A 6,210-nucleotide genomic window follows, 5' to 3' on the forward strand; every position below is an offset into this window, starting at 1 on the left:
GTTTTGTAGTGAAATTGATGCAAAATCTAAGAAATCTTGCTTTTGGGGTACGGCTCTGAATTTTGCGTAAATCAGATGCCGTACATTTTAACTCTTGAAATGGATTTTTTCAGAACCGACTAAATAAGGTTCTGCCATATCCATCCGCCAGTCACTTCTCATGTTGCCAGTGATTGCGTCACTGAACGTGAACGTTTGCTCGTCGAAAGCTAACCATAATTGGCGCTTTAGGGTTAACTGGTTTTCAAGGTGAGTAGGGCTACCTCGGTGTTGAATTTCATAAACTAGCTTTGCGTTTTCGGAGACTAAATAACTCGGAAGTTTTTCCCAAGAACTGGGCATATCAGCCTGGCTATTATCGATGAGGTTTACACCTTCAAGTTTCCCTATACGCAGCTTTTCATCGGCTTCTAATGCCCATATTTCCTTTTTAGGCCAAATGGTCGACGAAGAGGGGCGCTGCCAAGATAAGGTGGTAGGCTGCGCATAACTAATGATTTTGATCGACCAATCACCGGGTTTTACTCAAGCATAAAGTTCACCTTTTGCATTCATAAAAGCGTCGAGAGCAGAGGTGATGCCTGCTAATTCAAACCCCTGTGGTAAAACTTGACCAAAATTCACTTCTCGGGCTTTACCAGAAATATCGAGATAAACGAGCGTTTCAAGTTTCAAAAGTTCGCCGTCGCTGATTTTTCTTACCACTTCTAACGTTTCTGAGTCTTGACCTGTTGTCGGTTCTGCTTGCTGATCAAACCAAAGCTGATGTCGTTCAATTTTCGGGAAAGCAATCTCGTCGTTATCGACTTTGAGTTTGACGATGTGAGTAGGTTTCGCAAGCGATAATACCTTAGGTAACTGAGGCCAATTTAGTTTGCCTACAATGTGATGATGACCTGGATTCAAATTAAGGTGAGGCTTATTTTCATGATTAATTATCGGCCAGTTCTAACCATTAACTGTCACAGAGGTCGGCCAATGTTGTTTATCACCGGGTAATGGAACCAGAGACTCAACCATCACTTGCCAGGATTGTTGAAACTGAGCTTTTGTGTCTGAAGCATCAATACTGAGTTCACTAGGCCAAGCACAAATGTGATTTTGTTTATCAGAGTAGGAAGCACCATTAATGAAAGGGCACTGCAGCTCTTTATCATCAGTCAGTACCCAAGATTGCCAAGGCTTAAGCGCCGCTGGAACATCTTTTTGAGATACAGCAAAACAAGAAATACTCATGAATCCGCAGAGAGCAAACAAAAACAGCCTATTCAGCAGCGTCATAATTCTATCCTTAGAAGTTATTTTTATACGCTATAGTTTGCCAGTTTGTTGGCTTTTAATTCAATAGCTTAATTGCTATGGTAGGATTTTATTCATTCGACTGAATCAGTAAATGTCAGTGTTTTTTGTCAACAAACACAGGGAATTATTGTGAACAAAAGTTTCGTTATTTTATCGTTAGCTCTATCCAGCTTTTTAACCCAAGCCGCTAATATCATTAATGATGAGCGAGTCACAACTCAACAAGATTGTTTTCGTTCCATATTTTCAAGTTATGAGGCTTGGTACGGATTTATTGAAAAGAAGAACAACAAAAAATTCAAAGGCGATAAAGACAAATTAAACAGGGCGATGAATGGGTTCGATAAGATTTTTGGTAAAGAAAAATACGAACACTATAAAAAGCACCTTGTTTGTCAAAGTATTAGCTATAAAGTTGATGGTGTTGACGTTGCTGGCTTTGTGATTAAGCCTAAGGTATCAGATAAAAAATATCCCGTACTTGTTTATAACCGCGGCGGAAATGGGGGGTACGGTTCGATGATTTTCGCCAATATGATGAGAGGTCTGTTTCCTATCGCCGAGCAAGGGTTTGTGATCATTGGCAGTCAATATCGAGGCTCATTAACGAAAGAAGATAACCTTGATGAGTTTGGTGGTAAGGATGTCAATGATGTCGTTGAGTTGTTTAAGTTGATTCCAAATATCGTAGGGGCGGATGCTGAGCGAATAGGGATGTTTGGCGGAAGTCGTGGCGGAATGCAAACCTTTTTAGCCTTGAAAGAAGTGAGTAACATCAAAGCCGTTGCAGCTTCATCAGGGAATTATGACTTAGTTCGAGGACTGGAAATTCGTCCTGCGATGGAAAACGTATATAAACATCGAATTCCAAACTATTTTGTTAATAAACTTCAAGAGTTAGAAAAACGTTCAACGCTTCAATGGGTTCATCAATTGCCTAAAGATGTGCCTGTGCTTCTGATTCATGGTGCGAAAGATAAACGAGTTTCTGTCGAGCATTCAGAAAAACTGGCTGCAGCACTTAATGTACATAAAATCCCACATAAATTAGTGGTTTACCCAGAAGGTAATCATTACTTTTCTAAAAATCGCAACAAACAACAACAAGAAATTGTGAATTGGTTTAAAACGTATTTATAACGCAGCAGCTCAATGCCGCTCGAAACATATCGCTTTTTTTAATTTTTTTAAAAAATTAAATTAATTTGTCACACATGTTTCATTGCCCGTGACTTAGTTAATAACGCATTTAAAAACATGATCTGTTAAGGAAAACTTATGAACGTTATTAATCAAGTCATCGCTTTATCTTTGGTGCTCGTAAGCGCTTTTACAAATGCCAATGAATCATGCATAAAAGTGGATGCTTTAGGGACGAATCAAGAAAGTAATATTGTTTTGATTTCTGGCTTCATCAGCGATAAACGAGTCTGGCAACCCATTGCAACTAAGTTGGCGGATCAACATCGTGTGCACATTGTTAGTATTGCGGGTTTTGGTGAAACCCCAAAATGTAATCACTTTTCGGATATCTATAACGTAGCTAAAAATGACATTTCAAAATACATCACTGCTAATCAATTAAAAAATACCAGTATTGTCGGTCATAGCATGGGGGGACTACTGGCATTAGATATTGCCCTCCATCAGGACATCACCATTATCGGTGTGCTTTCGGTAGATGGGTTGCCATTTATTGGTCCTGTATTCAGCCGCAGCAATGCAACTCAAGTGAGTGATTTGAGTCAGCAAGCCCAGTTTATCAGGACGATGTATCAAACTGCGACACCGGATAAGATGGCGATGATGACAATGCAATCTGCGCATATTCAAACTAAACAACAAGGAAAGGTGTCAGAGTTGCTAAATATGGCAAAACAATCCGACCCTCAAACCGCAGCCAGTGCAATGTACAGTGTTATGACGACTGATCTTAGGCCAGGGTTATCGAAGCTGACCGTTCCTTACTTGTTGCTAGGTGCTTCTGGCGGGTTTGATTTAGACAAAGATAAACAAGCCATGGAAAACCTTTACAAAGGACAAATAGTTAATCAGATAAATGCTCAAGTGACCATGAACACTCAAAGTAAGCATTTTTTAATGTGGGATGAGCCACATTGGTTACAAGCACAAATTTCTGATTTCGTAGAGGGCTTATAATGTTGCAACTGGAACCCATAGTCGAGCGCATCAAATCTGGGGATAAAAAAGCCTTTCCAGTTTTAGTAAAAGAGCTCACTAATACTGTGAATTCACTCGCTTTGGCGATAACCAGAGATGTAGCCTACAGCGAGGATGTAACCCAACAAGTCTTTATTAAAGTGTGGCAAAAGATTGATGAGCTGAAAAGCAATAGCAGTATTTTGCCATGGGTCAGGCAATTAACAAGGTACACAGCCATCAATCATGTACGTGATTTAGGTATGGTGGCTCGCCGTAAGTTAGACACTGAGAATGTAGATGAGATGCTTAATCAAGTATATGACGATAGCCATGCTCATGATTTATCACTGATAAAAGAACAGCAAAGCCATTTGATTAGTCATTTACTTGAGCAATTACCAGACGAAAGTCGTGAGATTGTGGTGTTGTATTATCGCGAAGATCAAAGCACTAAAGTTGTAGCTGAATTATTAGATATCAGTGAAGTATTAGTTCGTAAGCGTTTGCAACGAGTCAGAGAGCATTTAAAAGAGAAGGTACTCTCTCAGTACGGTAAAGTTATTTTGTCATCGGCCCCGCTAGGTATTTCATCGACCATTGCGATTGCAGCCATGACAGCTTCGCCAACCGCAGCTGCCAGCATAGGTGTTGCAGCATCATCACAAAGCCATTGGTTGTTAAAAGTAATATCAATATTAGGCGGTGCGTTTGTTGGCGGACTAATCGCAATTTTTGTCAGCAATACGGTGGCCAAAAAAGCCATTGCAAAGTTTGATAATCCCAAAGATATTGCTTTGCTTGAAAAAAATAGAAAAGCGCAAAATCTATTTTTGGTGTTCAGCACATTTTTACTGGTGGCGAGTTATTCTGTCAGTGAAGGGTGGTTACTTCCCTGTTTAGCTTATCTTGTGGTGATTTTTGGTATTAATCGATTTGTCTCTGTGCTTTATCGAACTAATGCGGCGAGGATACAAAATCAATTAGGCTTATCGTCAACTCAAATTGAAAAGCAGCTTAGAAAAGAAAAAATAGGATGCTTAATGGGCTGGTGTATAGGGGCGATAGGAGGCAGTACGGGATTCATTATGGGAATGTATCAAAGTGGGCGGTTTGAAACACTGATATAAACATCAAGTTACATTTGAATATGAACCTTAGTAAGGGAGTGTTGTTTACATACACAGTATAAAAAATTATTTTGACTGTGAGTAAGAAGGAACTTTATGAAACGTTGGTTAATCAAGTCATTAAAAGAAAATAAATCACTATTACTGTTCTTGGTATTGATGAGTGTGTTTCGCAGTGCGGTCGCCGACTGGTATACAGTGCCAACAGGCTCCATGAAGCCCACAATTCTTGAAGGTGATCGAATTTATACCAACAAAATGGCCTACGATGTTCGAGTGCCTTTCACACACATCTCACTCTATAAAGTTTCAAACCCTGTACGTGGTGACATCATCGTTTTTGACTCTAAAGCTGCAAAGAATCGATTAATCAAAAGAGTGATTGGTATACCAGGTGACAGAGTCGTGTTAAGTCATAATCAACTCACCATCAATGGTGAACAACTTGATTATCAGAAGATTTCGAGCAATGCAGTATCGAGCGATGAAATTGAAAACTTACTTGGTCTTAAGCATCAAGTGCGCTTGTCTAAAACGCCGTCATCTTTAGCGAATTTTAGAGAAGTTACTGTACCTGAGGGATATTACCTAGCGCTAAGTGATAACCGAGATCACAGTGCAGACTCCAGAGTCATTAGTTTTGTACCTCGAAGTGAAATTATTGGTAGCGCTAAATCTGTGGTGATGTCATTGAATTATGATAATTACTATTTACCAAGAAAAGAACGCTTTTTTCATTCGTTACTCAATGGCTGAGAGGTAACAATAAAAAAGCTGACATAGAGTCAGCTTTCCTATTGTTATGTTTATTAATCAATATCGAGCGGTTCTGGTGAGAGAATAATGCCAGTATTATCGGCGTAGATATGATCACCAGGTAAGAAAGTTACACCACCAAAATTGACTGGTAAATCAGTCTCGCCCACTTCATGGCTTTCTGCGCCAATAGGAATGGATGCTAAGGCTTGAATCCCAATATCCAGTTCATCTAATGTATCTACATCACGCACAGAACCATAAATGACGATGCCTTCCCAATTATTATTGGCTGCGACTTCGGCAAGGTTAGCATCAAGCAATGCACGGCGTAGAGAGCCCCCACCATCAACAAGTAGAACTTTACCGGTACCATCTTCAGCTAGCATGCTTGAGATAAGGCCGTTATCTTCAAAACATTTAATGGTCACAATGGAACCACCAAATGAACTGCATCCGCCATAGTTGCTGAACATTGGCTCAACAACATCAACAACATCTAAATACATGTCACAAAGCTCTGAAGTGTTGTATTCCATATTTCTCTCCTACGAGTACTCGCGTAATTACTATGGACCCAGTATAAACACAAAAAACAGCAAAATGCAGAAATCTCATTGACGAATTCTACAAAATTTTGATTGATCTCAAGAAGATTAACGCTTTCACTAAGTCCTACCTCAAAAAAGCATTAACAAGCAAATAAGATTGGTTAAATTTCGTCTACTTGTTCGCAAAAAATGGCTCTTCGTCGTTTCATGTGGATTTGAGTAGATCTGATACAGGGCTAGCAATCATAAAGATCATGGTTATAAATGTTCCTGTATTACGGTAGCCTCTGGCTCGTGCTCTGGCCGCTTGA

At 39.7% G+C, this 6,210-nt stretch carries 8 protein-coding genes; 4 read left to right on the forward strand and 4 right to left on the reverse strand.

All coding sequences use genetic code 11. The features are described 5' to 3' along the window. Positions 1-87 precede the first annotated feature (87 nt). The 3 genes from JQC92_RS20520 to JQC92_RS20530 all read right to left on the reverse strand — a co-directional run bounded on the left by JQC92_RS20520 (position 88) and on the right by JQC92_RS20530 (position 1,281). Positions 88-342, reverse strand: a complete 255-nt coding sequence (locus tag JQC92_RS20520; RefSeq protein WP_205001399.1) for a hypothetical protein — start codon at positions 340-342, stop codon at positions 88-90. A 183-nt stretch (positions 343-525) separates the two neighbouring features. Then, positions 526-906, reverse strand: a complete 381-nt coding sequence (locus tag JQC92_RS20525; protein ID WP_205001400.1) for a hypothetical protein — start codon at positions 904-906, stop codon at positions 526-528. A 42-nt stretch (positions 907-948) separates the two neighbouring features. Beyond that, a complete protein-coding gene (locus JQC92_RS20530; protein ID WP_205001401.1) occupies positions 949-1,281 on the reverse strand; it encodes a hypothetical protein in 333 nt (110 codons plus the stop codon). 150 nt (positions 1,282-1,431) lie between these two features. Between JQC92_RS20530 and JQC92_RS23105 the strand changes: the two genes are divergently transcribed. The 4 genes from JQC92_RS23105 to lepB all read left to right on the forward strand — a co-directional run bounded on the left by JQC92_RS23105 (position 1,432) and on the right by lepB (position 5,348). Continuing rightward, a complete protein-coding gene (locus JQC92_RS23105) occupies positions 1,432-2,442 on the forward strand; it encodes a prolyl oligopeptidase family serine peptidase (RefSeq protein ID WP_205001402.1) in 1,011 nt (336 codons plus the stop codon). 138 nt (positions 2,443-2,580) lie between these two features. Beyond that, positions 2,581-3,462, forward strand: coding sequence for an alpha/beta fold hydrolase (locus JQC92_RS20540; RefSeq protein WP_205001403.1), 882 nt, complete (start codon positions 2,581-2,583; stop codon positions 3,460-3,462). Then, a complete protein-coding gene (locus JQC92_RS20545; protein ID WP_205001404.1) occupies positions 3,462-4,592 on the forward strand; it encodes an RNA polymerase sigma factor in 1,131 nt (376 codons plus the stop codon). Before JQC92_RS20540 ends, JQC92_RS20545 begins: the two co-directional genes overlap by 1 nt. Positions 4,593-4,688: 96 nt before the next feature. Beyond that, positions 4,689-5,348 carry a signal peptidase I gene (gene lepB / locus JQC92_RS20550; protein ID WP_205001405.1) on the forward strand — a complete coding sequence of 220 codons (660 nt, stop codon included), beginning with the start codon at positions 4,689-4,691 and terminating at the stop codon, positions 5,346-5,348. 53 nt (positions 5,349-5,401) lie between these two features. On the opposite strand, the gene rraA is transcribed toward lepB, so the two are convergent. Further along, positions 5,402-5,887, reverse strand: coding sequence for a ribonuclease E activity regulator RraA (gene rraA / locus JQC92_RS20555; protein WP_205001406.1), 486 nt, complete (start codon positions 5,885-5,887; stop codon positions 5,402-5,404). Positions 5,888-6,210 lie beyond the last annotated feature (323 nt).

This window comes from Parashewanella hymeniacidonis (assembly GCF_016900895.1).
GTDB lineage: Bacteria > Pseudomonadota > Gammaproteobacteria > Enterobacterales > Shewanellaceae > Parashewanella > Parashewanella hymeniacidonis.